Origin of the sequence: Bilifractor sp. HCP3S3_D3, from assembly GCF_052063915.1 — a bacterium.
Lineage (GTDB): Bacteria > Bacillota > Clostridia > Lachnospirales > Lachnospiraceae > Bilifractor.
The window spans coordinates 14,306-37,246 of record NZ_JBQHWP010000017.1; the positions used below are offsets into that span (position 1 = coordinate 14,306).

General features: G+C 50.5%; 17 protein-coding genes and 1 pseudogene. 2 read left to right on the plus strand and 16 right to left on the minus strand.

What is annotated here, in order from left to right:
* Positions 1-148: 148 nt before the first annotated feature.
* The 8 genes from priA to thiD all read right to left on the minus strand — a co-directional run bounded on the left by priA (position 149) and on the right by thiD (position 9,261).
* The gene (priA, locus tag ACTNDI_RS10585) at positions 149-2,383 is read right to left on the minus strand and encodes a replication restart helicase PriA (RefSeq protein WP_441100957.1); all 2,235 of its coding nucleotides are present in this window, start codon (positions 2,381-2,383) and stop codon (positions 149-151) included.
* A gap of 25 nt (positions 2,384-2,408) precedes the next feature.
* Positions 2,409-3,935, minus strand: coding sequence for a UDP-N-acetylmuramoyl-L-alanyl-D-glutamate--2,6-diaminopimelate ligase (locus tag ACTNDI_RS10590; protein ID WP_441100958.1), 1,527 nt, complete (start codon positions 3,933-3,935; stop codon positions 2,409-2,411).
* A 561-nt stretch (positions 3,936-4,496) separates the two neighbouring features.
* Entirely contained in the window at positions 4,497-5,453 is a 957-nt protein-coding gene (locus ACTNDI_RS10595) for a DMT family transporter (RefSeq protein ID WP_441100959.1), read from the minus strand.
* A gap of 123 nt (positions 5,454-5,576) precedes the next feature.
* A complete protein-coding gene (locus ACTNDI_RS10600) occupies positions 5,577-5,852 on the minus strand; it encodes a hypothetical protein (RefSeq protein ID WP_441100960.1) in 276 nt (91 codons plus the stop codon).
* Positions 5,853-6,011: 159 nt separating this feature from the next.
* Positions 6,012-7,151 carry an RNA-guided endonuclease InsQ/TnpB family protein gene (locus ACTNDI_RS10605; RefSeq protein ID WP_441100961.1) on the minus strand — a complete coding sequence of 380 codons (1,140 nt, stop codon included), beginning with the start codon at positions 7,149-7,151 and terminating at the stop codon, positions 6,012-6,014.
* Positions 7,132-7,548: an IS200/IS605 family transposase gene (gene tnpA / locus ACTNDI_RS10610; protein WP_441100962.1), complete on the minus strand. Its 417-nt coding sequence runs from the start codon at positions 7,546-7,548 to the stop codon at positions 7,132-7,134. Before tnpA ends, ACTNDI_RS10605 begins: the two co-directional genes overlap by 20 nt.
* A gap of 301 nt (positions 7,549-7,849) precedes the next feature.
* Positions 7,850-8,101: a glyoxalase gene (locus ACTNDI_RS10615; protein WP_441100963.1), complete on the minus strand. Its 252-nt coding sequence runs from the start codon at positions 8,099-8,101 to the stop codon at positions 7,850-7,852.
* Between the two features lie 353 nt (positions 8,102-8,454).
* Entirely contained in the window at positions 8,455-9,261 is an 807-nt protein-coding gene (thiD, locus tag ACTNDI_RS10620; RefSeq protein WP_441100964.1) for a bifunctional hydroxymethylpyrimidine kinase/phosphomethylpyrimidine kinase, read from the minus strand.
* Between the two features lie 366 nt (positions 9,262-9,627).
* Between thiD and ACTNDI_RS10625 the strand changes: the two genes are divergently transcribed.
* Positions 9,628-10,152: a nitroreductase family protein gene (locus ACTNDI_RS10625; RefSeq protein ID WP_441100965.1), complete on the plus strand. Its 525-nt coding sequence runs from the start codon at positions 9,628-9,630 to the stop codon at positions 10,150-10,152.
* A gap of 182 nt (positions 10,153-10,334) precedes the next feature.
* Here the strand turns inward: ACTNDI_RS10625 and ACTNDI_RS10630 are convergent, their stop codons facing one another.
* The 5 genes from ACTNDI_RS10630 to ACTNDI_RS10650 form a co-directional block, all read right to left on the minus strand.
* Positions 10,335-11,768 (minus strand): MATE family efflux transporter, encoded by a 1,434-nt coding sequence (locus ACTNDI_RS10630; RefSeq protein WP_441100966.1) that lies wholly within the window; start codon positions 11,766-11,768, stop codon positions 10,335-10,337.
* Between the two features lie 151 nt (positions 11,769-11,919).
* Entirely contained in the window at positions 11,920-12,141 is a 222-nt protein-coding gene (locus ACTNDI_RS10635; protein ID WP_441100967.1) for a hypothetical protein, read from the minus strand.
* A gap of 5 nt (positions 12,142-12,146) precedes the next feature.
* Complete coding sequence (locus ACTNDI_RS10640) at positions 12,147-14,459, minus strand: DEAD/DEAH box helicase (RefSeq protein ID WP_441100968.1); 2,313 nt, start codon at positions 14,457-14,459, stop codon at positions 12,147-12,149.
* Between the two features lie 13 nt (positions 14,460-14,472).
* The gene (locus ACTNDI_RS10645) at positions 14,473-15,804 is read right to left on the minus strand and encodes an ATP-binding protein (protein ID WP_441100969.1); all 1,332 of its coding nucleotides are present in this window, start codon (positions 15,802-15,804) and stop codon (positions 14,473-14,475) included.
* A complete protein-coding gene (locus ACTNDI_RS10650; protein ID WP_441100970.1) occupies positions 15,801-17,549 on the minus strand; it encodes a TerB N-terminal domain-containing protein in 1,749 nt (582 codons plus the stop codon). The genes ACTNDI_RS10645 and ACTNDI_RS10650 overlap by 4 nt, the downstream gene beginning before the upstream one ends.
* 239 nt (positions 17,550-17,788) lie before the next feature.
* Here ACTNDI_RS10650 and ACTNDI_RS10655 point away from each other — a divergent pair, with 239 nt between their 5' ends.
* Positions 17,789-18,445, plus strand: coding sequence for an SOS response-associated peptidase (locus tag ACTNDI_RS10655; protein ID WP_441100971.1), 657 nt, complete (start codon positions 17,789-17,791; stop codon positions 18,443-18,445).
* A 136-nt stretch (positions 18,446-18,581) separates the two neighbouring features.
* Here the strand turns inward: ACTNDI_RS10655 and ACTNDI_RS10660 are convergent, their stop codons facing one another.
* From ACTNDI_RS10660 to ACTNDI_RS10670, 3 genes and pseudogenes are all read right to left on the minus strand, one after another.
* On the minus strand, positions 18,582-20,930 hold the full coding sequence (locus ACTNDI_RS10660) for a hypothetical protein (RefSeq protein ID WP_441100972.1): 2,349 nt from the start codon (positions 20,928-20,930) through the stop codon (positions 18,582-18,584).
* A 226-nt stretch (positions 20,931-21,156) separates the two neighbouring features.
* Positions 21,157-21,360, minus strand: a pseudogene (locus ACTNDI_RS10665) (helix-turn-helix domain-containing protein); the annotation flags it as partial.
* Between the two features lie 99 nt (positions 21,361-21,459).
* On the minus strand, positions 21,460-22,824 hold the full coding sequence (locus tag ACTNDI_RS10670) for an MFS transporter (RefSeq protein WP_441100973.1): 1,365 nt from the start codon (positions 22,822-22,824) through the stop codon (positions 21,460-21,462).
* Positions 22,825-22,941: the final 117 nt, after the last annotated feature.

Here is a 22,941-nt window from a genome sequence, read left to right on the forward strand (position 1 = left end):
AGCCGGCAGCCAGCCCATGGATAAAAACCTGCACTGCTCCCACTTCCCGCCGGCAGACAGCTCATACACAAAAGCCAGCTCGGCTCCTGCCTCTCACCGGCGTGCAGTCAACGCATGATTGCCGGAAAACGCGGTCGATGCCCTGCGCCTACGCATTCAGATCATACTGAAACATCATCCGGTTAAACCCGGAATTGATTTCAATGAACTTCTCCGCCAGTCTTCTGAGCCGGATAATCCGCTCCTCATCTGGTTCCTTTACATAAAGTACCTGCCGGTAAATATCCTGTATCTTCCGGATATTCTCGGGAGCCGGTCCGGTAATCACCGTATCCCTGCCCTGATTGCGAATCAGGTACCTCTTAAGGTGCCCCATCGCGACAACGAGTCTCTGCTCGTCCGCACAGGATCCGTGAATCGCCAGAAGATTGCATGCCGGCGGATAATGCATCATCTCCCTCGCAAGCATTTCTTCGTCATAGAATGCATCGTAGTCCTGCTTCGCCGCTGCCCGGATGCTGTAGTGATCCGGATGGTAGGTCTGGATATAAGCCTCTCCCGGAAGATCGCCCCTCCCGGCGCGGCCCACCGCCTGTACCAGAAGCTGATACGTCCGCTCCGCTGCTCTGTAGTCACTGACAAACAGCGAGAGATCGGCTGCGAGAACGCCCACCAGAGTAACCCTTGGAAAATCATGTCCTTTCACGATCATCTGGGTTCCGACCAGAATATCCGCCTCGCCGGAGGCAAAGGAACGCAGAATTCTGGCATAGCCGTCCTTTTTTCTGGTGGTATCCGCATCCATACGAATGATCCGCGCCTCGGGGAAAAAACGGTGAAGCTCCGCCTCGACCTTCTCTGTTCCCGCCCGAAAGCCCCCGATATACGGGGATCCGCACGAAGGACAGCGGCTCACCTGGTCGATTTCATAGCCGCAATAATGGCACACCAGCTTGCCGTTTGTGTGAAATGTCAGGGAGACATCACAGTGCGGACATTTGATCACCTCCCCGCAGGATCTGCAGGAGATAAAACCGGAATATCCTCTCCGGTTCAGGAACAGAATCGTCTGCTCCTTTCTCTCGAGACGCTCTTTAACCGCCTCGCGAAGAGCCGCACTCAGAATGGAACGGTTTCCGTGCCTGAGTTCCTCTCGCATGTCTTCCACATGGACCGCCGGCAGATCGGCATTTCCGTAACGGCTTTCCAGAAGAAAACCGGCGTAACGGCCCTCTCTGCACCGGAAGACGGAATCGACCGAAGGAGTCGCGGACCCGAATACCACATGGGCGTTCTCGATCCTCGCTCTCTCCAGCGCGGTCGCCCTCGCGTCATACCTTGGCGCATTCTCGCTGCGGTAAGAAGACTCCTGCTCTTCATCGATGATGATCAGGCCAAGCTTCGGGAACGGAGTAAAAAGGGCAGACCTCGGACCGATCACGATCTGCGCCTCCCCCTTCTTCAACCGTTCGAACTGGTCATACCGTTCCCCTTTTGACATCTTCGAATTCAGAATCGTAACGGCATCCCCGAAACGGCTGCGAAACCTCTTCACATTCTGCCAGGAAAGCGCGATCTCCGGAATAAGCAGAATCACCTGCCTTCCCTCTTTCAGCACTTTCTCCATCAGATCCATATAGACAAGGGTCTTTCCGCTCCCGGTCACTCCCCGGATCAGACATGGGCGGTTCGCGCCCTCCCACTCTCTGAGAATACCGCTGCACACCCGGCTCTGCTCCGGTGTCAGGATGCAGGGTTCTTCCTTCTCCTCCGGTTCCTGCAGATCATCCGGAGTTCTCGTAAGATCCGCGCTTCTCACGGAAATCACGCCCTCACGCTCCAGGCTTCTCAGACTCTCCGGAGTGATCTTCAGCGTTCCTGTCACATAGCTCTTCTCAAGCTCGTTTGTCTTCAGCAACGCCGTCAGCAGCCGGACCTTCGCCGCGTAATGGCGTCTTGTATACTGTTCCAGAAGAAGTCTTGTCTTCTTCTCCGGCCATACCAGTGATACTTCTTCCCGGACCGCGTGTTTTTCCTTCTCACGCACCGGAAGAACCGTCTTCAGGGCATTGTTCAGACTGGAGCCGTACGTCGTCTTCATCCAGAGCGCCAGCTCAATAAGCTTTGACTCAATTGTAACCCGGTTATCCGGCACTTCAAGGATCGGCTTGATCCGATCCCTTGCGATCCTCGGTTCTGTTCCGATATTCAGCACATATCCCTCCGCCGACCGCTTTCCGTTTCCGAAGGGAATCCTCACGACGCACCCGACCCGGACCTTATTCTCAAGCTCCGGAGGAATCCGGTACTGGTAGGAACGATCCATGCTCGCCTGTGTGACATCCACAATCACATCCGCGTATCTTTCCTTCTCTAAACTCACCTGCTGCTCCCCTTGATCAAACGTCTCAGCCCTGATGAATAGTATACTCTCTGTCCCTGATCTCTCCGCCTGCCTTCAGCGTTTCCGCATCTCTGTCCAGAATCTCCCGGATGATGACGCGCTCGTCCATGGGATATTTTTTCCCCTTGATGATCTGGTAGTCCTCATGACCCTTACCCGCGAGGACGATGATATCTCCGGGTTCTCCGTGATGAATCGCCCACGCAATTGCCTCCCGGCGGTCAATGATCGTCACGTACCGGCCATCTGTCTTCCGGATACCGGTCACAATATTGTCGATAATTGCCTGCGGCTCCTCATTTCGCGGATTATCCGACGTAATAATCGTCAGATCCGCCATTCTGCCGGAAACCTCTCCCATGGAAAATCTTCTCTCGGGATCGCGGTTTCCGCCGCATCCGAACAGACAGATCAGTCTCGACGGATGATATTCACGCAATGTCGAGAGCAGACTTTCCAGCGCCATCGCATTATGCGCATAATCGATCATGACGGTAAAATTGTCAGATACATGTACCATCTCCACCCTGCCCTTCACTTTCGCATGGGTCAGAGCGTCCATGATTGCGTCCGGTGTCACGCCAAAATGATGGCAGACGGCGATAGCCGCCAGAGAATTATACACGGAAAACTTGCCGGGAATATCGATTTCCACCGGAATATTGACGATTCCGCTCGCCTCATAGCGTATTCCCAGTCTTCCTCTCTTGCTGAGCATCATGGCATTGGAGGCTCTGAGCGAGGCATTGCTGTCAAATCCGTAAGTTTCCAGCTTCTCGCAGGTATTGCCCTCGACGATCCGCTCATAATGGCGGTCATCACGGTTGACGATACCGATCCGGCACTGCCGGAGAAGCTTTTTCTTGCACTCCATGTAGTCCTCAAAGCTTTTGTGCTCATTCGGGCCGATATGATCCGGCGCGATATTGGTAAAAATACCGAAGTCAAAATAGATTCCCGCCACACGGTCCAGCATCAGCGCCTGAGACGACACTTCCATCACCACACTGTCAAACCCGGACTCAACCATCTCCGAGAAATACTCATTGATCAGATATGATTCCGGTGTCGTATTCTCCGAAGGAATCACACGCTTTCCGGTGATGCTCTCAATCGTTCCGATCAGGCCGCACTTGTGGCCGGCCGCGTTCAGAATCGACTGAATCATGTAACTGGTGGTCGTCTTCCCCTTCGTTCCCGTGATACCGATCGTCGTCAGCTTCTTCGCCGGATGATCAAACCACTCCGCGGAAATCAAGGCCAGTGCATACCGGGAATTCTCGACCCGGATCACCGTCACAGAAGACGGAACTTCAACCGCGTCCTCCGCCACAATCGCGCACGCGCCCTTCTGTGCAGCAACCGACGCATACTTATGACCGTCAGATACTGCGCCCTTGATGCAGACAAACAGGAAATTCTCCTCCACCTTCCGGGAATCATAAGCAACCCCCATAATTTCTCTGTCTTCACTGCCTTGAATCACCTCATATTTCAGCCCGGCCAGCAGCTGTCTCAGATTCTTTTCCATTCTTCACTCTCCTTATATTAAACCAGCAATATCCGCGTGATGTTCCGGATATTTACCGCAACGAGATAAAACACGCTGCGCGAGTTTTATCTCGCTATCGCGACACTCGCCGCACACGAATACTTCGCATTCGGCTGCGGCTCACTGTTCGCGTAAATAAAAAACACTTTTCATCTCACACCTGCAGGATTGCGAGAGTGCGGGTCACGAAGCAATCCGCAGCTTACACCATATGTGACGTCCTTGCAGAGCATCCCGGTTTATGTGAAGGACACAAAAACTCAAACTAAAGAATACCATATTGCGTCCGATACGTAAAGAAGCACCGGCGGAATTCCGTTTCATCAGAAAAATCCTGCCAGTGCTTCTTTAAATGAGGGGGAGATAGTGAGTGGTTAATCAACTATCTGTGTCTCATCATACGGAACAGATGTGTACAATCTGTGATCGTCTTCATAAAAAAGTATAAACTCCGCTCTCTATTTTTTTACGCATAAGAATCGCCTGATATCCCATTGCCAGCGCAGGGAGCTGTACGGCGGCATCTGGCAAACCATCTCATCACGCCTGATCTCCGCCGGAAAACGCATGGTTCACAACCACGATTCCAACGCTGACCAGCACAAGGGCCAGCAGCCCGCGGAGGCTGAATGCCTGATTCGACTCTCCGAGAAGAACCGCTGACAGCAGGACACCGATGACCGGGTTGAAAAAGCCGAAGACCGCGATCCGGCTGACCGGATTGGCGGCAAGGAGCATGCTCCATATCGTATACGCAGCCGCAGATATGAAAGCCATATACAGAAGCAGCAGAATCCCCGCCGGATGAACCCTCAGTCTGCCTCCCGCAAAAAATCCGCCTGCCGCAAGTACAACGCCTCCAAAAAGGAACTGATAGCCGGACATCGTGACCGGATTTTCTCTCCGGGCACATCTTTTAATATAGGAAGAAGAAAACGCGGCCAGGATGGTTGAAATCAGGATGAAGCCTTCTCCGACGAAGGTGAACCCAAGCCTCGCTCCGCCTCCCGACGGAAGCTGAATCAGCAGAGCCCCTGCAAACCCAGCCACGCATCCCAGTATCTTATTCCAGGTAAGATGCTCCGTCCGGAAAATCAGCGCGGCAATCAGGATCGTAAAGAAGGTATTTGCCCCCTCAATGATAGACGAACTCACCCCCGTTGAGTGGGCGAGACCAATGTAGAAGAAAAAGTACTGCCCGATGGTTTGCATCAGAGAGAGAAACATCACAGGCCCGATCATCTCCTTTTTCGGACGCAGCGGCTTCTTCTGCTGCAGGCTCCCGGTCAGGATAACCATCAGCCCCGCTATAGCAAATCGTACTCCCGCAAAAAAAATCTGCCCCGCGGTATCCGAGGCGGCGATGTCAAACATCCGGTAGCCGATTTTTATACACGGAAAAGCACTTCCCCACAAAAAACAGCTGATAAATGCCAGGAGGATAATTGCCGGAACCGATGTCAGATCCAGTCTTCTCTTTGTGTCAGTTGTCTTCATTCCGTCTTTCCTTCCTCTTTATCGCAGTTATCCTCATTTGTCTTTCCTTCCTCATTTGTGCCAGTAATCGTCATTCCGCCTTTCCTTCCTCATTTGTGCCAGTAATCGTCATTCCGTCTTTCCTTACTCTTTATCTCTGTCTTCTTCTCTGTCCGGCATATCCTCGCCGACCGGAAACTCGCGGAAGAAGATCCCCATCACCAGAAAGGAAACTGCCGGTGCTGTAAAAGCAAGCACGTAGATCAGCCTGCCCGCCATGATTCCCGCAAATGCTCCCGCGATACCAAGGCCAATGCCGACCGGGAGGAACAAGAGACTCAGACGCCGCAGCTGTTGCGCGCGGGTCAGGTGATCCTTTTTTCTCTTTCCGGACTGTTTTTCTTTCCTGTTCCTCTGCATGGCTTACCTCCTGATCCGTGAACTACTCCGACTTATAGAAGTCGGAGCTTCCTGCTTCAACCACTACTGCGTTGGCTACGATGGTACGTAACTCAATGTCTTACACAATGTCTACAGGCGTATAAGTTCGGTCTATTCCATCCCTACTATATATTTTGTTTAGGCTGTTTCAGCAAGTAATCGTAATCCCTCATGAAGGATATTGATTGCTGCATTCTGGTCACGGCTCATAGTGAGCCCACAATCGCATTTTATGATACGTGTCTGCAAACTTTTCATATCCGGGTGTATCTTACCGCAACAATGACATCGCTGCGAGGAAGGAAACCACTTATCTACTTTGACAAGATACTTATTTCTATCAGACAGCTTGTATTTAAGCATCGAAAGAAACATTCCATATCCATTGTCGAGAGTGGCTTTTCCGTTACCGAACCCATGATTTGCCATAGATCGCATATTCAATGTCTCCACACAAACAACATCATACTGATTGGCTATCTTAGTAGATGTTTTGTGTAGATGATCCAGCCGCTGATTAGCAATATGTCTATGAACCTTATTCACCTTACGGAGTTGTTTGAGATAATTATTCGACTTTATCTCATTCTTTTTAGAGCCTGCTTTTCGTGATAGCTTACGCTGTTCTTTTGCCAGTTTTCTGTGACTTTCACGATAGTATTTGTGGCTTGAGCCGACAATACCATTATTGTCTACATATAAGCCATCCGACGCATAATCAAGTCCGATCGCATTTGTCTTGTCGGCTATATAACCGTTTTCGACCAGCTCAAATTCAAAAAGAACAGAAGTATAGAATTTTCCATCTGATTCCTGGGAAACCGTAGCAGATTTTATGATCCATCTGCTATCAGGAATGCGGTGGATCACAGCTTTGATTTTACCAACCTTTGGAAGTTTGATATACCTGTTGTCTATAATCGCAACCGTACCTTTCTGGTTGTTTGTCGTATAAGATTTTCGGCTATGTTTTTTGGATTTGAACTTTGGAAAACCATTTTTCTTCTTACGGGTTTTGCTAAAAGCATTGTGAAAAGCTGCCTGCAGATCCAGCTGCTTATTGGCGAGAGCAAGGCTATCGACTTCCTTGAGATATGGATAATCTTTCTTATACTTTGCTGGTGTAACCGTTGGAAATTTACCAGTTGCTTTATAGCCTTCCACCTTATCGGTGAGCATGAGATTATAAACCTTACGGCAGCAGCCAAAGGTTTTTGCAAACATGATCTTTTGTTCCGTTGTAGGATATAACCGATACTTAATTGCCCTGTTTGCCATCTTTCTTACCCTGAGATTGAATGTATTGCCTAATAATGTCTACAGCAGCTTCTCCTGTAGTCAGCAAACAAAAACTTTGTGACCAAAACATCTCTTTCCAAAGGGATTTACGTATCATAGGAAATTCTTTCTTTATGATACGGCTGCTTGCAGATTTATAGGCATTGATAAATTTACTGATCTCTGTATTTGGCTGTCCTCTAAAAAGAATATGAACATGATCGATATCATGATTCCATTCTTCCAATGTTATGTTATATGTAGGAGCGATCCTCACAAATATTTCTTTCAGACGTATAGAAATCTCGTCATCGATTACCTTATTCCGGTATTTTACGCACATGATAAGATGATAGTGCAGCATGAATACCGAATGATTATTTGTGTCTAATTGCATTGTATTTATAACCCTTATGATAAGTACGACTGACCTATTTATAATCAGATTATAACATAGCAAGACACCAAAGTCAAAAACGCCGTGTTTATCGCAATTCATCCCGCCACCTATAGAGGTGGGGGATTTCTTGCTTACGGAGTGTTAAAGGCACAAAAAAGACATTCCCATCGCGGCATAATAAACCGTCGGACAGGACTGTCTGCTGCATATCATCTTCTGTTATTACAATTTCCCGATATACTTAAGTTCCACGTCTCCGGTATTCCGAAGATCGTGTCTCTCCGGTATACTGAAACTCTCATCCTTCTACAATCAGGAATCTGCCGTCACCGATATTGAAGACCTCCGCCTCTTCGAGCGGATCTCCCTCAAGATCAATGCCCTCCTCCTCAAAATACTGGCGAACCTCATCCCTGGAATCTACAACAACCGCGCAGACATCCTCCAGAAAGTACTCCGCCTCTTCCTCTGAGGAAGCTACCGGTTCCGGGAACAATCTGTCCTGATTTTCAAGAAAGCATTTCAACACTGCCTCATCATAATCCTGCATAATAAACCCCCATGCCCCGCAAGCGGGGCGCCACAGACTGTATCAGCTACGGACTGCTCCGTGCTTTGCGCTCCTGCAATCATACATGTGACCGACTTTGTCGGTCTGTCGCGGCGTTCGCCTCACTGCTTCACCCCTTGAGTGAGCGGATGTGGCTCACTGACCGCGCATATTCACGTTTTCGCCCTGTTTCACATGGCTTCACGCTCATCTCTCTACCCGGTATGAACGGGATAAATTCCGTAACCTATCAGGGCCGGATACAACATGTAATTTATAGCCGGATACAACACATAATTTATATTACAAACGTATCGAATCAGACTCCTCATGTCAAGATTTTTTCTGCCTTTTTATGGAAAAAATGCAGTTTTTTTCAGACAGAATGCGTGATCCAGGGGGCCGCTTCCCTTTCCAAGATCAAGCATGGCAGAAAGCGCGCCCGTCAGATAGTCCTTCGCCTTCTGCACCGCGTCATACATTGTGCTTCCCTTCGCAAGATTCGACGCGATCGCGCTCGACAGCGTGCAGCCGGTTCCATGGCTGTTCGGATTTTCAATCCGTTTTCCGCTGAACCAGTAGATCTCACCCTGATCAATCAGAAGGTCATCCGCGTTCCCCGCGATATGTCCTCCCTTCACCAGCACAGAACAATGACAACGGCTGTTGATCTCCCTCCCGGCACGGACCATATCTTCCCTGTTTTCAATGGAAATGCCCGACAGGATCTGTGCCTCCGGAATATTCGGCGTGACAAGGGAAGAAACGGGAAGCAATTCCTCTGTCATTGCCTTTACCGAATTCTCGTTCGTCAGAAGAGACCCGGTGCTTGCTGCCATGACCGGATCTACAACCACATTTCGCGCCCCGTAGTACCGGAGCCTGTCACTGATGACGTGCAGCAGCGCGGCCGACGGAACCATTCCGATCTTCACGGCATCCGGAAAGATATCTTCAAAAACCGCATCGATCTGTTCTTTCAGGAATTCAGGAGCTGCCTCCTGAACCGCTCTCACCCCGGTGGTATTCTGTGCCGTCATCGCCGTGATCACACTCATGGCATAAACACCGTTTATCGTCATCGTCTTCAGATCCGCCTGAATGCCGGCACCCCCGCTGCAGTCACTTCCCGCAATCGATAAAGCTGTTCTTCGTTTCATATGCTCAACCTCCACTTTGATTCGCTGTTTCTCTGCCAATGTCAGCCATCTCTTCGTCTTTCCCCAGAATATCCAGAGAATCCCCAGACTATCCGCAGAACCCAGAATATTCGCAGGATCCCCATACTATCCGCAAAACCCCAGGAATATCCGCAGGATCCCCATACTATCCGCAGACCCCCTTATCGTAATGCTCTCTGCAATATGCTATAATAGCAACGGTAATACGCATACCGATCACAACGGTTATGCGCATCCGGATCACAGCGATTATGCGTATCCGGACCATACCGCAGCAAACGGTCATGCGGGCTTTACCCCCGCATACCGATGGCACATTCAATGTAGAACAAGGAGGTATCCATCATGGAACTAAAGAAAGCACTGAACAACAGAAAATCAATCCGCTCCTATAACGGAAAACCCATTACCGACGCTCAGCTTGCATCTATACTTACAGCTGCATATGAATCACCAATCGGCATGGGAAAATATGACAGCATCCACCTCACCATCGTGACAAACAAAGAGCTTCTGGACGCCATCGACAAGGCGGGCGCAAAATTCTTCGGGAATCCGTCCATGCATCCGCTCTACGGCGCGCCGATGCTGATCGTCGTTTCCTCCAGCGATCAGGGCAATGTGGCAAGTGCCAACGTAGCCATGATTATCGAGAACATGTCCCTCGCCGCCGTAGAGGAGGGCGTTGGTCACTGCGATATCTACGGTGCTACTTACGCACTCTCCCAGGATCCGGCGATCGTCGCGAAGCTGAACCTGCCGGAAGGCTTCACTCCCACCGGTTCCATTATTCTCGGCCAGACCGAAGCCGGATATTCCGACCGTGAAATTCCGGAGAAGCATAAATTCTCCTGCAACACCGTCGACTGAAGCCAGCTGCCGGCAGTTTCTCCAAAGCGGCCGGACACAGTATTTTCCAGAAGCACAGCCGACGGATGACATCTGCCGGCAGCAAACGAGATAAAACACGCTGCGCGAGTTTTATCTCGCTATCGCGACGCTCGCCGCACACGAATGCTTCGCATTCGGCTGCGGCTCACTGTTCGCGTAAATCAAAGTCCGCTTACGTCTTTCGCAGTTTCCGCGCCCGCAAGATTCCGGATCCACGAATAGGTGGAGACCTTGTGCGTCACGGTAAAGCATTTCAGGATCTGATCCATGTTCAGCCAGAGCACCATCGCCCAGAACGGCCAGCCGAGCACGAAACAGCCGACCAGGCCCATCGGAATCACGACAATCCAGCTGTACACAATATCGCTGATCATGGAATAACGGGTATCCCCGCCGGCGCGGATGATTCCCATCTGCTCCGGCATCTGGAAAGACATGCCGATCGCAATGAAGGCCTGTATCGTCATCTGTGTCAGCGCATACGAATATGCCGTATCGGTCAGCTTATACAGAGACAGTACCGGATACCGGAGCGCCAGAAGAATCACGCACGATATGCAGCCGACCACCAGGAAAATTGCCTGGAGCGAATGCACCATCTGTCTGAGCTTTCTGAGTTTCCCGCTCCCAACGGTTTTGCCCACATGCACGCCAGCGGCAGACGAAGCGCCGACCGGTATCATCTTGACATACTGAAAAAAGGTTCCAGCGACTCCGGAGGCTGCCAACGCATCACTGGAGAGATGACCGAAGATCACGGTCTGAATCGCCACCGCACTGGCAAACACAATGGCGGAAACCACACACGGAAGCGCCACCTTCAGATAATTCTTCAGGATATCTCCGTTCACCCGCATCATCTTCCGGAGATCCAGACGAAGCGGGACGTTCCGGCTGAACCGGCAATAGAACACAAGCACCACAAGCCCCGTCAGATTCGCGATCAGCGTACCGATCGCCGCGCCATGAATTCCCATCTCCGGGAAGCAGAATTTTCCATAGATCAGGCAGTAATTGATTCCCGCATTGATCACAAGCTCCAGGCAGGAAAGCAGAAACGCAATCCTTACAACCTGAACGCTGCGCAGCGTTGACAGGATCAGATTCGTCACAATAAAGATCAGATACGTATACCGGATGATCGACAGATAAGAGACTCCCATCCGGATGATATCCGGATCATCAGTAAAGATACCGACCATACGGTCCGGCGCGACGAACGCAGCCGCCGTAAGGACCGCTCCCGCGAGTATCCCGCACAGCATCGCCGTGCCGGAGATTCTCTGAATCATCTCCGTGTCCTTTTTTCCCCAGTACTGGCTGGAAAGAATAACAATTCCCTCGCCGAGTCCCATAACCGTAAACTGCTGCAGAATGTACTGAATCTGATTGCAGGCAGCAGCGGCGGACAGCGCTGTCTGACTGTAACCGCCAAGCATGATGTTGTCAGCCACATTTACCGAATAGGTAATGATATTCTGGAAGACGAGAAGTGCCATCATGACAAAAAAAGATTTATAAAACTCTTTGCTGTGCAGAAAGAAGCCCGCATCCTTCTTCTCACTGCTCAGCGCCGATCCGCCTTCACTTCTCATGATTCCTCCACACCCCGTCAATCACATCAAATCCTGTCATTTTTGTCCTCCTGCCTCTATACAGAATGTGGCACGACTTATCGTATGGCCGTTTACCGTATAGGTTTTGGGTATGATTTCTCAAAGCAATTCAATTAACCTCTCATCTTCTTTATGTCATCACACTGATAATCAATGCGATCGCCCCGACAATCAGGATAATCGCGAACATAAACAATCCAAATCCGAATACTGTTGCCGCAAGTCCCGCCAGAACCAGCCAGCCGAAAATGCCCAGAACTCCGCCAAGGATCTTCCCGACAGCATGCAAGATAATGCCTGTCAGCTTAAAAAGTCCGATCACGATCAATATCAGCAGCAAAAGACCAAACATTTTTTCTACACCTCCCTGCTCCAGGAGAGCACACGATCCCGCATTCCTTCGATATCAAGCACTCCATACGCAAACCCTTTCCGGACCAGTTCTTCCGGAACGTATTCGTCATATTTTTCAAAAACCGGAACCTCCTTCGGATATACAAGTTCAAGCGGGTCGATATCTTTCCCGGCCTCCTCAGATATGATCCGGTAAAACTCCGTCTCGTCCGTTTTCATGGTAAACTGCATGTAATACGGTCTGGACGCATTCAGCCCTTTCAGACCCAGCCGCCCTGCGCACCGGATTTTCAGGAAACGCTCCAGCGCAAGAAACGCGTAGCTTCCGAGCCAGGGAAAAAGCGCCCACATGTTTCCTCCGAGATGGACCAGCGGATGCTCCGCCATCCCGGATTTCCGGAATGTCTCTCTGGCATCGGAAAGTCTTCCCACGGCGTGACACATGAGATACGGATATGATTTTTCCTCACAGAGCACCCCGTACATCCGTTCCAGAATGCGGGTGTGTATATCTCCGGCCACATCACCGAAATAGGCGGGGATATTTCCCTTGACGAGCGTACAATACACCTCTCTGCGCTTATGATCCACTTCCTCCACCACCCAGACGCGGCCGGCGATGGCAATTTTGTCCCCTGCAGGCGGCGGTTTCACGATGGTTCCGATCTGCTCGGATCCGGAGCGCACGGTGTATTCGATGTTTTCCTGAAAGACGGCGTAAAATTTGTAGTTGTTGACAATCCTCTCGCCCGCTATTCCCACAATCAGCCCTCCGTTTTCGGTCCGGTTGATATGGTCGATCTCCAGCAGATGCCGCAGAAGCACACGGTAATCGTCAGCCGTGATCCGATGAAAGGCCGAGAGTGTCAGCACACGCGACGCAAGCTCTCCGGGCGTCATCTCTCCGCAGGACGCAAGTGTGCTCATGGTCTGATGGTACAGCAGGCTGAACGGGAGCCGGCCCGTGCGGGGCGGTTCGACAAACCGTTCCTCAAGATACAGCTGAACCAGGGCAATCCCCTGTATCAGATACCACGGGATCATCTCCGGCAGCATGGCTCTGGGTTCCGGGTGATCCTCACGCATCACGAACCACATCTCTGAAGGATTGCCCCTTCTGCCTGTCCTTCCCATTCTCTGAAGGAAACCGGACACCGTAAACGGCGCATCGATCTGAAAGGCGCGCTCCAGTTTTCCGATATCGATGCCGAGCTCGAGTGTTGCCGTGGCGCACACCGACATCAGGGAATTCTCCTCCTTCATCTCCTCTTCCGCACTCTCCCGATAGGATGCCGACAGGTTTCCGTGATGAATCAGAAAACGGTCAGGCTCGTGCACCGCCTCGCAGTACTGCCTCAGGTGCTGGCAGACCGCCTCGCATTCCTCACGTGAATTTGTGAAAATCAGGCATTTCTTTCCCCGGGTGTGTTCAAAAATATACCCGATTCCGGGATCGGCTGCCTTCGGCGCGGAATCGGTCGGCTCCTCCATTGCTGTGGCATTCGGCCCGGCACCGGCTGCCTCTTCCATTGTCGAAGCCTTCGGTCCGGCACCGGCTGTTATTCCGGCAGCCGGTGGCTTCTCCGGAATCGTTTTCCCCTCATCCGCCTGCGGAGCGGTGTTAAAAAAATGCTCCATCGAGAGATGCCAGACCTCTTTCGCGCCCTCGAATTTCGGAATGATGCAGCCTCTTCCGCTGCCGGCCGACAGGAATTTCCCCGCTTCCTCCGGATTCCCGATAGTGGCGGACAGCCCGATTCTCCTCGGATTGCACCCAGCCAGTCTGCAGAGCCGTTCGATCAGACAGAAGGTCTGGAGGCCCCGGTCCGCCCGCAGAAGCGAATGAATCTCATCAATCACGATGAATCGCAGATCGCCGAACAGAGAAGGAATCTCCATATGTTTATTGATCATCAGAGACTCCAGAGATTCGGGTGTAATCTGCAGAATACCTGAGGGCTTCTTCAGAAGCCTTCGCTTCCCCGACTGTGCCGCGTCTCCGTGCCATCGGGTGACAGCGATCCCGGCTTCTTCACACAGTTCATTCAGCCGCCCGAACTGATCATTGATTAAAGCCTTGAGCGGCGCGATGTACAGAACACCGACACTTCGGGATGGTTCCTCATCCAATAGAGACAGGACGGGAAAGAAAGCCGCTTCGGTTTTGCCCGAGGCAGTCGGCGCAGTCAGAAGAACATTCTGGTCAGAGCCGAAGATCGCTTCTCCCGCCGCGTTCTGAACGCCCCGAAGCGTCTGCCAGCCGGAGCGGTAAATATAATCCTGAATAAATGGTGCATACCTTGCGAATACATTCATTCCCTGCTCTCTTTCAGATCGTAAAGGTCGCGTAGCTGCTGTCTGTCTGATCCGATACAGCTTCCGACTTCGTGTACGTAAATGCGTCCGATGCAAGCATCTTCTCCATGTCGAGGGACGGATTCTGATACAGCAGATCAAGCAGCTCGATAAAATCACGGATCACTTCTCTGGGCGTGATGTTCTGATCCGCTCCGATCCGTCCATACTCAAGCTTGATGAAATCGCCAAGCTCTTCCGTCGTAACTCTTCTCTCGTACTGATACAGTCCGGCATGCATGTCAGACAATTTTTCACACAGGACCAGCATTTCCTCCGGAGTCAGAGGATCAAGCCGGATGACCGGCGCGAGGAGATCTCGCGCCCCCGGCTTCGAAAATTTCCCCTCCGCAAGTCTGGACCGAAGCGCCTCGTAGCTGTACACCCCGCGGCGCCTGTCTTCCACCGCCTGCGGCGTCGCTCCCATGATGATGCCAAGGTATTTTGCCTTCCCCTGCAGGGTGTCATTATACATGGTGAGCATCTTCTCATAGTTGTACTGTCGGGTGATGGCATTCGGGATCTTATACAGATTCACCAGCTCATCGATCATGATCATCATCCCCGAGTAGCCCGCCAGGCGGAAAAAAACGGCGAAGAGCTTCAGGTAATCGTACCAGTCATCGTCCGTGATGATGATATTTACGCCGAGCTCCTCCTTCGCCTCGCGTTTCAGCGCGTATTCGCCCCGAAACCAGCGGACAACCTTTCCCTTTGTCTCGTCATCCCCATCAATGTAAGCATGGTAATAGCGCGACAGAAGGGAAGCAAACTCAAATCCGTGCACCAGCTCGCTGATCTGCGAGGTGACAGCGACGATTTTCCGGTCTACCGCCTCCGTGAGCAGAGGATCGCCCGGCATCCGTCCCGTCTCCCCTGAGGCCTCCGCCTGCACCGCGCTGATCCACCGATCCAGAACCAGTGTAAGAGCCCCTCCCTCCGGCTTTGTCTTCGTGGAGAGATTTCCAATCAGTTCCCGATACGTCGCGAGGCCCTGTCCACGCGTTCCCTGAAGACGGCGCTCCGGCGAAAGATCCGCATCCGCCACGATAAAGCCGCGGTCCATCACATAATTCCGGATCGTCTGAATCAAAAAGCTCTTGCCGGATCCGTACCTTCCGACGATGAACCGGAAGGATGCGCCTCCCTCTGAGATAATGTCTACATCATGTAAAAGCGCCTCAATCTCGTTCTTTCTGCCGACTGCGATATAGGGCAGTCCGATCCTCGGAACCACGCCGCCCTTCAGCGAATTCAGAACCGTCTGCGCGATTCTCTTCGGTACTTTTCTGTGCTCATCACTCATAAGCTGATCTCCCCTAACGCCTGAACTATATCCTCTCTGTAATCCTCAACGACACAGATCTCATCCCCGTCGCATTCGACGACACTATCGCCGATTTCATCGAAAAACGCCTCGTTGATCGCATCCGCGACAACAGCAGGCATCAGATGATTTTCTCTTACCACATCGTTTATGGGCTGCCCGTCGAGAAGCATGAGCAAAATCCGGCGGTACAGGCTGTCCGCACCGGTTTCCTTATTTTCTCCTGCCTCTCTATCTGCTTCACCCGGTGATTGCCGGATCTTCTTCACAACAGAATCGGTCTCCGGCTCCCGGCTTTCCTCTATCTCTTCATCGGTCAGAAGGCTGTCCCGCGTGATCGCGGCATCCTCCCGGATCTGCTTCAAACCCGCATAATCTATTTCAATCACGGGCATCGCTGCTCTTTGCTCTTCCGCCTCCATCTCCCGAAGCGCAGCTTCGATGTAAGGAACCGCCCATTGCTCGTCCATTCTTTCCCGAAGATAATGTCCCGTTCTCAGCTTTCTGCGCAAAATCCTGTCCGAGGCGCGAAGCAGGGAACGGAACCAGTCCAGATGCAATCCAAGACCGCCGTACCGCTCCTCCTGCCACTTCCCGTCCCGCAGATGAAATGTTCTGCATTCATCCATCTCGAAATCCATGTCCGGAAGTTCCATTTCCTCCCAGTATACCGCATTTGAGAGCGGATGCCACGGATAACATTTCCGTGTGCCGAAACACACCATAAAAATATCCCTCCCGTTATCCTCAAAATGTTCAGAGAGATACCTCCACATCCCGGCCAGAAGATGAATGCCCCTTTTTCTATTGCGGGTCAGAACGGCGGATTTTTCAATCGTTTGTCCTGTGAAGCGGCTCATCGCATGAAAAATCTCCTCATCCGAATGATTCTTCGGGTTTTTCAGGATCACAAGAGAATGATCAAAATCCAAAGCTTCCGGATTTGCGTATGAGCGAACCCTCTCTGCCGGCAGGCCATGAAGCACCGCATATTCAAACATCCACCGGCGGATATTTTTCCGCATCCCCGGATCACTGATGCCGGCATTCACATAGTTTTCCTCAAATGTCTCCATCTTCTGAAGCACATCGTCAACCGATGACGCGCCGATGCCGCACAGAAGCTCGTATAGGTACATATATGCCAGCGACGTGGAGATCGGGCGGTATTCTCCGTTTCGTATTCCGGTTCTCCAGGTAAAATAGCCGCGCAGCTGACGGATATTCAGATCATGATAAGTCGTGAAATAACGTCTGAAATCACCCTTCCAGGGGAAATCATCCTCATACTTCTCCATGAATTTTCCCTGCCTGCAGAACATCCTGGCACGGTGTTCGGGCGAACCGTCCCCGAACTCATACAGACGGATCATCTCCAGAATCTGTCCGGGTACATCAGAGGAGTATCCGTTCCGTTCCGCTGAATGACTTTCTTCCACCGAAGAACCTCGCCGCGCTGAATGACTTCCTTCCACCGAAGAACCCCGGCCCGCTGAATGACTTTCTTCCGCCGAAAAACCCCGGCCTGCTGAAAGGCTTCCTTCTGCTTCTGCACCCTGTTTTGCTTCTGCATTGCACCTGGCTGCTCTTTCCTTGCGCGGGAACTGCCCGGAAATGCTGCCCGCAAATGGAAGCGGTGTATCCCGGTATACGTCTTCTCCTTTATTTTTTTCCTTCCCTGTATTGTCCACCACAATACTGGCAGTCAATCCCGACCTCTCCATGGCATTTCCTTCAACAAATCCACAATCCGATACTTTTCCAATCTCAAAATCCGGAACACGATTCTTTACGATCGTAAGTCCTGAAATCCGATCCCTTTATATTCTCAGTTATTATATCAGCTGCAATGAAAAAGAACAAATTTTCGATTATTGCGGGATCTGTTTTGACTCTGTGTGGTATTGTATAGGAGACGAGCAGACGCTTTATACCTGATGAAAAAAAGGAAGTTCAAACGAATATGTGTACGCGATTTTTTATCGAACCTTCTGAAGAAATGAATCAATACACGGAGGCAGCGGGCAGCACGGCGCTTCTGCGCAGAATGACCGATCGGCTGAGAAGAGAATTCAGAACATCCGGAGAAATCCGTCCGACCGATATTGCCGCCGTAATTGCGCCCTCCGCTTCCGCAGAAAAAGCTGTGTATCCGATGATATGGGGATATCATATCCCCGGTGTGAAAGGGCCTGTCGTGAACGCCAGAATTGAATCCGCGAAGGAGAAAATCTCATTCGCGCGCGATTGGATACGACATCGCTGTATCATTCCAGCATCCTGTTATTTCGAATGGGAACATATCCGTACGTCCGGCGGACGGGTGCAAACCGGCGGAAAGTACGCAATCCGTCCCGAAGCATCCGATCTGACCTACCTTGCCGGGCTGTACCACATGGAAGAGACGAGCGGCCTGACATATCCGGTCTTCACCGTTCTCACAAGAGAGCCGACCCCGGAACTCGCGCGTATTCACAACCGCATGCCTGTCATCCTTCCTCGAGAGGCAATCGGGGACTGGATTTGCCCGGACTCAGATCCGGAGAAAATCGCCGCAGAAATGCTGGACGATATGATGATCACCCCTGTTTCCCGCCATGCCCCGGTTCGTCCGGACTGATTCCATCTGAACCGGATCATTATGCGATTACCAGCGTTCCATCCGCACCGGTTCGTTATGCGATTACCCGCGTTCCATCCGAATCGGTTCATCTATCCGGTTTCCCGCATTCCGTCCGGACCGGTTCGTCATGTGCTTACCCGCGTTCCTTTACAACCGGTTCATCTATCCGGCTTACACGAATCAGAAGATCACCTGCATGCCTCCTGCCCTTGACAACACAGTTCCCCTTATACTCATCCATCACATAACAGAGCCTGGTCCCGAAACGTACCGTGGACTGCAGTCCATCTTCCCCCTTTCCCTCCGCGGAAAGGTTTGTGACAATGATCCGGAAAGCTTCGTTTTTTCCCGGAAAAACCGTCGGGAAATTCAGGATGATTCTTCGATCCTTTATCTTGCCAGCCTGAATTGTTTTGTCCGCGATGACATCCTCCGGGCGATATGCGGCGGAATCGGCCTCTTCTCCGGAATCCTCGGAAACCACAAGAATCCGGTACTTGTCCTTCGTATTGCCCCTGCCTGCGGTTCTTGCTCGGATCAGGATGGTATTAAATGATCCCGAGGGATAGAAGCTCTGCGTCAGCGTCTGGCCTTCCGGAACACTGACCCAGTCGGCCAGAGCCGTACTGTCACACACAATGGAAGGAACATCAAAAACGCCTGATTCTGCTGTGATGACGTACTTCTGAAACAGCCCGAGCCCGGTAACGGCAAGCAGAAGAACGAGTACAAGCCGACGTATGGTTTTCGCGGAAGACGGCGCATCCTGATATTTCCCCTCATATACGCGGCACGCCTTTTCCCAGGCGGGCAGGCTGACCAGGATCAGATACGGCAGGAAGGGATAACTGTAAACCGGCTTGCCTTCCCAGAATGTATAGAAGACAAAACCCCCGAGCAGGGTGATGACGCATACCTGGAAGATAAAACTGCCGGCACATCCCGATTTTCTCCCGGAACAAAGCCAGACCAGAATCCCGGCCAGAGCCATCAAAAGCATCACCATACGGTATGCCTGACACCACAGAGAAAGAATTCCGGCGCCCGGTCCGTTCAGGAGCTGATACAGCCACGGCAGGCTGTTCTCTGATCCCACGCTGCGGCTGAGATATTCCGCGGTTCCATCCGACCATGTCAGCCCTGTTTTTTCCAGATAGTGCTTCACATTGCCAGCCAGACCCCGTTCCTTCAGAATCTGCCGGACTGCTGCAATGTCCGCTTCCCTGTTCTCTTTCTCGGTGTACATGCGCCGGTTATAATTCATATCTTCCGAATTCACCCGTCCGGTCTCCGAAGCGCCAAGCATCAGCCAGTATACGGTCGGAAACTGTGTGTCTGTCACCGGATCCAGACGCAGGGAAGCGCTGCGGATCGCAGAAGATGTCACTGCCATCAGAAGAATCACGCAGACAGCAAGGATACCCTTTCTGACAAGATTCCGCAATTTCCGGCTCTTTCCCATTGTATAGGGAGATGATTCTCTTGATTGAACGTTCGTTTGTTTCATAACGGAAGAAGCTATCCGCGTGCCAGCAGGCATCTGACCGGACCCTGAAGCGGATTTCTGCGAGTTGCCGGAAGACATCTCTGGCCGACAGAAAAGCTTCTGCACGCCTGCGCATACACCGCACAGAACGAGAGCGATTACCGGAAACGCGGCTGTCGGACGAAAATAATATGCAGTCACAGCCGTCAGCCCGATCACCAGAAACTCCACAAAATGCAGTGCTCCGCTGTCCTTCCCCTTCAGAAGCGCTGCAGCCATCCACAGGCTCAGCATCATCAGCGGCATGCTGAGCGTACAGGTATAGGGCCAGCATATCAGAAGAATATTCAGCGGATTGAAAACACTCAGCACAAATACCTTCAGCGCTGCCTTCGGCCCCCTCAGAAGAAAAACCGTTCGCCAGGTCATGAGAATGCCAAGATCGACGACAGCCATATTCAGCACCGCAAACACCGTGCGATACGCATGAATATGCAGCAACATACAGACCCTGAAGACCTGAACGCAGAAAATCAGGTATAGATCATTATTTCCATATTTGGCAAAATACGTGGATTTTGTATAATCGACGATCTGGTGAACGCCCCGCGCGATAGCAAGCGCCTGATCCTGAACCTCAAAGGCATCCGTATTCTGAATGGTATGCAGTCCGAAAGCGATGAAAAGCTGCATCATCAGAAATACGCCGCCGAAAATCAGAAACATCAGCAGCCTTTTCCTATGACCCGCACGATCAATCCAGGCAAATGCCAGGAAGACGAATCCCACAAACAGAAGAATCAGCGCAATCAAAAAGACACGGATCTCAACAGAAGACCAGGTCTCCGGAAACCGCTGCATGAATCCCTCAACCGCCATATCCGGAAGTCCCTTTCCGAACCCCGTGATGAGTGAAAAAAATAGTGCAAATCCCAGCATACATGCGGTGATGCCTGAGAGCACGAAAGAAAATATACGTCCCAGAAATTTCATCATTATCAAGCCTCTTCTTAATGGTAGTCTACGCAATTTATACTGGCACATTGCACTATTTTGTCAAGTAAATTTTGTATTATTTTATCTTGCTTCTGGCGTATCTGAAATGCAGGAGTTGTGGATTGATCTGCAGGGAAAATACCGCTACAGTGCGAGGAAAATTCTTCATGACATCATTGATATCACTGCTGTGCTGCCTCTCCGCAAGTATATGCGCCAATCAGGTTTATTCTGCGGGCTTTACTGTACCTCCTGGGATGAATTCGATCTTTAATCTCATGCCAAGGCCATTTGCCAGCCGTTTTACCATTCCAAGTGAAGGATTTCTGGTGCCATTTTCAATACGACTGATATCCGCTTGAATGATACCTGTCCTATCAGACAATTCCTTCTGCGTTAAGCCTTCTCTGTTCCGCGCATCAATCATGCTGAACAGCCTGCCGCCTGTTCCTTTAAAAAAGCGGCTGTTGCCAATGCGCTGGCATAAAAATGTTCTTCTGGCACATCAAGTCCTATCCTTGCCAGTTTCTTATTTAATTCCTTTTTCTGCTTTCAGTTTTTTATTTGCATCTTCTACATTCATTCTTGAAAGTACAAACATAATCAATGCATCAAAGATTAACGGAAGCCAAAGATACATAAACTGCATCATATCAAGTGCAGACTGCGGCTGAGTTGCATTTGTTCCGATATATCCACTAAACTCAAGCATCCATCCAACAACAGCGGTTCCAATACCTCCACCGATTTTTACGCCAAGAGAAGTACAAGAGTACATCGTTCCGTCAATTCTCTTTCCCTGTGTAAGATAAGTGTATTCAGAGCAGGATGCGATAACTGCATTCATATCTCCCTGCCATGGTCCCTGACCTAAGGCTGCAAGAGCTGTAAATGCCATCATCAGCGGAACACTGCCCATATATCCTGCAACAACAACAAGTGCTCTACCGATGACTGCTAAGACATAACCTCTTAAGTTCAGTTTATACATACCTTTCCACTTACCAACTAATGTCGGTGTGAAAATCAGGGCAATGATCAGAGGAATATTTACTGCCCATGCAAATTGTCCAAACAAATTCTTATTTTTCAGTACCCATGTCATGTAATAAATGCCAGCTCCAATCATGGCACCATATAACTGCTGTAAAATATATGTTCCACAAATCATCATGTAATATTTGTTTTTGACAAGAAGCTTGAATGCCTGTACCATTCCGTACTTTTCATTATCATTCTTTACTTCTCCTTCATTAAGTTCTTCCTCCGGAAGTTCCTTAACAGAAAGTGCTGAAATCGTATTTACGACCAGACCAATGATTGCATAGATAATAGCAACCGTTCTCCATGCCGCAGCATCTCCACCACATTTATCTACAAATCCAACTGTAATCGCCTGAATCAGAAGACTTGTTGAAAATGCAAAAATAAAACGGCAAGATCCCATCTGCACACGCTCTTTGCTGTTCTTTGTAATCAGTGACGTAAGTGCTGAGTAAGCAATATTGTTTGCTGTATAAAACACACAATTTAACAGTGTATAAGAAATAAAGAACCATGCATATTTAGCCGTTGTTCCCAAACTCACCGGTACTGAAAAGCAGCAGACCAGCGTAATGGCACAGCCAATATATCCGTATAGCATCCAGGGTTTCGCTTTTCCCATTTTACTGTGTGTTTTGTCAATCATTGATCCAAAAAATATATCCGTAAAACCATCAAATACTTTTGATATGGCAATCAGGGTACCCACGACACCTGGAGCAAGTCCTACCGAGTCCGTCAGATAGACCATCATAAAAGATGTCAGGAACGCATAGACTACATTGCCTGCAATATCACCTGATCCATATCCAATTTTGTTATACCATTTCAAATACTTTTTTTCTTCCATCGAATTTCTTTGCTCCTCATCTTTATCGCACTTAGAATCTCAATATGTCTAGCCGCATGATGTCTAATTCTAATTTTTCTCTGTTTTTGTCTGATTGCTCTGTATATCCGGACTTTA

Bases quoted from the DNA above. Each gene is read 5' to 3' on its own strand.
- ACTNDI_RS10590 (WP_441100958.1), bottom strand. From the start codon at position 3,935: ATGGAAAAGAATCTGAGACAGCTGCTGGCCGGGCTGAAATATGAGGTG.
- ACTNDI_RS10595 (WP_441100959.1), bottom strand. From the start codon at position 5,453: ATGAAGACAACTGACACAAAGAGAAGACTGGATCTGACATCGGTTCCG.
- ACTNDI_RS10600 (WP_441100960.1), bottom strand. From the start codon at position 5,852: ATGCAGAGGAACAGGAAAGAAAAACAGTCCGGAAAGAGAAAAAAGGAT.
- ACTNDI_RS10605 (WP_441100961.1), bottom strand. From the start codon at position 7,151: ATGGCAAACAGGGCAATTAAGTATCGGTTATATCCTACAACGGAACAA.
- tnpA (WP_441100962.1), bottom strand. From the start codon at position 7,548: ATGCAATTAGACACAAATAATCATTCGGTATTCATGCTGCACTATCAT.
- ACTNDI_RS10615 (WP_441100963.1), bottom strand. From the start codon at position 8,101: ATGCAGGATTATGATGAGGCAGTGTTGAAATGCTTTCTTGAAAATCAG.
- thiD (WP_441100964.1), bottom strand. From the start codon at position 9,261: ATGAAACGAAGAACAGCTTTATCGATTGCGGGAAGTGACTGCAGCGGG.
- ACTNDI_RS10625 (WP_441100965.1), top strand. From the start codon at position 9,628: ATGGAACTAAAGAAAGCACTGAACAACAGAAAATCAATCCGCTCCTAT.
- ACTNDI_RS10630 (WP_441100966.1), bottom strand. From the start codon at position 11,768: ATGAGAAGTGAAGGCGGATCGGCGCTGAGCAGTGAGAAGAAGGATGCG.
- ACTNDI_RS10635 (WP_441100967.1), bottom strand. From the start codon at position 12,141: ATGTTTGGTCTTTTGCTGCTGATATTGATCGTGATCGGACTTTTTAAG.
- ACTNDI_RS10640 (WP_441100968.1), bottom strand. From the start codon at position 14,459: ATGAATGTATTCGCAAGGTATGCACCATTTATTCAGGATTATATTTAC.
- ACTNDI_RS10645 (WP_441100969.1), bottom strand. From the start codon at position 15,804: ATGAGTGATGAGCACAGAAAAGTACCGAAGAGAATCGCGCAGACGGTT.
- ACTNDI_RS10650 (WP_441100970.1), bottom strand. From the start codon at position 17,549: ATGGAGAGGTCGGGATTGACTGCCAGTATTGTGGTGGACAATACAGGG.
- ACTNDI_RS10655 (WP_441100971.1), top strand. From the start codon at position 17,789: ATGTGTACGCGATTTTTTATCGAACCTTCTGAAGAAATGAATCAATAC.
- ACTNDI_RS10660 (WP_441100972.1), bottom strand. From the start codon at position 20,930: ATGATGAAATTTCTGGGACGTATATTTTCTTTCGTGCTCTCAGGCATC.
- ACTNDI_RS10670 (WP_441100973.1), bottom strand. From the start codon at position 22,824: ATGGAAGAAAAAAAGTATTTGAAATGGTATAACAAAATTGGATATGGA.